2 protein-coding genes are annotated in these 3,043 nt (G+C 34.4%); both read left to right on the top strand.

The genetic code is table 11. The features are described from left to right. The first annotated feature begins 460 nt into the window (after positions 1-460). The gene (gene coaA, locus HW423_RS10605) at positions 461-1,396 is read left to right on the top strand and encodes a type I pantothenate kinase (RefSeq protein WP_218931877.1); all 936 of its coding nucleotides are present in this window, start codon (positions 461-463) and stop codon (positions 1,394-1,396) included. Between the two features lie 18 nt (positions 1,397-1,414). After that, positions 1,415-2,965 (top strand): glutamine-hydrolyzing GMP synthase, encoded by a 1,551-nt coding sequence (guaA, locus tag HW423_RS10600; protein ID WP_218931876.1) that lies wholly within the window; start codon positions 1,415-1,417, stop codon positions 2,963-2,965. Positions 2,966-3,043: the final 78 nt, after the last annotated feature.

Genomic DNA, 3,043 nt, shown 5'->3' with positions numbered 1-3,043 from the left:
TTATTATTATATCACATTATTATTTTACATAAATACTATTAGAATACAACCTCTAGTAAGCATTTCCATAAGGAATAGAGTTAAAAAAATGGCTATTACTATATATTTTAATTAAATGCATCTATGAAAATAACGAGTGAAATAAATAAAATCCGAACATTCACTCGAATTTTTAGTTTATTTATCGGATTTTTATTGTGTATTACTTTTAACCGTGGTAAAATTCTGAAATTAATACACTAAGAAATTCAATCGTATTGATAATTTAATTATATATTATTCAACAGTTTTTGCAATAAATGGTCCCAAAGCTTTAATCATCACGTCTTTTTTGAGTGAATAATTAGAAGATATAGTCGTTGTTAGTAAATTTATGAAAATGGTTTCTTTCAAGCCTTTAAACTATTCCTGGAGAGTGCTAAAATACTTATAGTTAAAGTAAAGTCTAAGGAGTGGTCATTTGACTAGCGAATTATTTACACACTATTCTAGAAAAGAATGGGAACAATTTAATCAAATGAAAGGTAATTTAAAACCAATTGTAGGACTGGAAGAGTTGGTTTCTTTAAACGACCGATTATCGCAACAAGATGTAAAAGAAGTCTACGTCCCATTAGTTCATTATATTGATGTAATGTTTAATAACAAAGAGGATTATGAAGTTGAACGTGATAATTTTTTTGGCATTATCGGTGAGAAAAGCTCGTTTGAAAATAATACATTCATGATTGGTGTATCCGGAAGTGTCGCAGTAGGAAAGAGTACTTCAGCGAGAGTACTACAACGCTTGCTTCAGAAATACTATCCTGAGAAGCGAATTGAATTAGTGACAACTGATGGATTCCTATACCCAAACGAAGAACTTGAACGACGTGGAATAATGAAACGGAAAGGTTTCCCTGAAAGTTATGACATGCCCCGTTTACTAGAGTTTATGAGTAAAGTTAAAGTTGGTGTGGATGATGTTGAATATCCGACATATTCGCATGAAATCTATGATATAGTACCAGGAGAAGTTCAAGTAATGAAAAAACCTGACATCCTAATTGTTGAAGGGATTAATGCCTTCCAGCTACCGGAAAATCAACAAACATATATGAATGAGTTTTTTGATTTTTCAATCTATATTGATGCCGATCCGCTTCATATTAAAACTTGGTTTATGGACCGCTTCAAGATGCACATGGAATCAGCGAAAGATGATCCAACGAACTATTTCTATGAAATTACTAAGTGGCCACCTGAAAAAGTGGAAGATTATGGAAATGAAACATGGTATACAATAAACTTAACCAATCTTGTTCAACATATTCAACCAACAAGAGGACGAGCTGATGTTATCTTATATAAAGGGAAAAATCATTCGATTGACAATGTTTACGTCCGTAAATATTGATTAAAAAAGGAGAATTGCATGGAAACAAATTTATTAGATATTGAGAAAATCGTTGTATTAGACTTCGGAAGCCAATACAATCAATTAATTACTAGACGTATCCGTGAATTTGGCGTATTCAGTGAATTATTACCCAATGACACAACAGCTGAAGAAATCAAAGAAATGACTGGCGTTAAAGGCATTATCCTTTCAGGAGGGCCTCATAGTGTCTATGCTCCAGGTTCATTTGATATTGATCCAGCTATTTATGACTTAGGTCTTCCAGTATTTGGAATTTGTTACGGAATGCAATTAACTACTAAATTATTTGGTGGAGAAGTTGAAGGGTCGAACAAACGTGAATACGGCCAAATGCCAATTAACATCAGTAATAATGCAACGGGAATTTTTGAAGACTTAGAAGAAACAGAAACAGTTTTAATGAGTCACTCGGATTTAATTACAAAGGTACCTGAAGGCTTTACTGTCACCGCAAGTAATGAAAGTACACCGATTGCTGCTTTTGAGAATACAGAGCGTCAAATTTATGGTGTTCAATTCCACCCAGAAGTGCGTGCAAGTGTTCATGGAAATGACATGTTACGTAACTTTATCTTCAATGTCTGTAACGTTTCTGGAGAATGGTCAATGGAGAACTTTATTGATATTGAGATTGCTAAAGTCCGCGAACTTGTTGGAGACCGTAAAGTATTATTAGCTTTATCTGGTGGAGTCGATTCAAGTGTCGTTGGTGTGCTTTTACAAAAAGCGATTGGCGATCAATTAGTGTGTATCTTTGTCGATCATGGTTTACTACGTAAAAACGAAGGTGACCACGTAATGGCTGCCTTAGAAGAATTCGGCTTAAACATTATCCGTATTGATGCTAAAGATAGATTCTTCTCTAAATTAAAAGGGGTAAGTGACCCAGAAGAAAAACGTAAAATTATTGGGAATGAATTTATTTATGTCTTCGATGATGAAGCAACTAAATTAGAAGGTATTGATTTCTTAGCCCAAGGAACACTTTATACAGATATTATTGAATCTGGAACAAAAACAGCTCAAACAATTAAATCTCACCACAACGTGGGAGGCTTACCAGAAGATATGCAGTTCCAATTAATTGAACCACTAAACACTTTATTCAAAGACGAAGTTCGTGCTTTAGGTACAGCTTTAGGTATGCCTGATTCAATCGTATGGCGTCAACCATTCCCAGGACCAGGATTAGGAATTCGTGTGTTAGGTGAAATTACTGAAGAAAAAGTTGAAATTGTCCGTGAATCTGACGCAATCTTACGTGAAGAAATTGCTAAACATGGTTTAGACCGTGATATTTGGCAATACTTTACGACTTTACCAAATGTAAGAAGTGTTGGGGTTATGGGAGATGGCCGAACTTACGATCATATGGTTGGAATTCGTGCGGTAACGTCGATTGACGGAATGACAAGTGAGTTTGCTCGCATTCCATGGGAAGTTTTACATGAAATTAGTAAACGAATAGTCAATGAAATCCCTCACGTTAACCGTGTAGTGTATGATGTGACAGGTAAACCACCTTCAACAATTGAGTGGGAGTAATGCACACTACTTAAATATTTTTGTAATCAAAAATACTAAGAAAATAGATTAAGTTAATTTGTGTCTTATGTATTAAGG

The organism is Ruoffia halotolerans, from assembly GCF_014049385.1.
Classification (GTDB): Bacteria; Bacillota; Bacilli; order Lactobacillales; family Aerococcaceae; genus Ruoffia; species Ruoffia halotolerans.
This window is presented reverse-complemented; position numbering and strand designations above follow the sequence as displayed.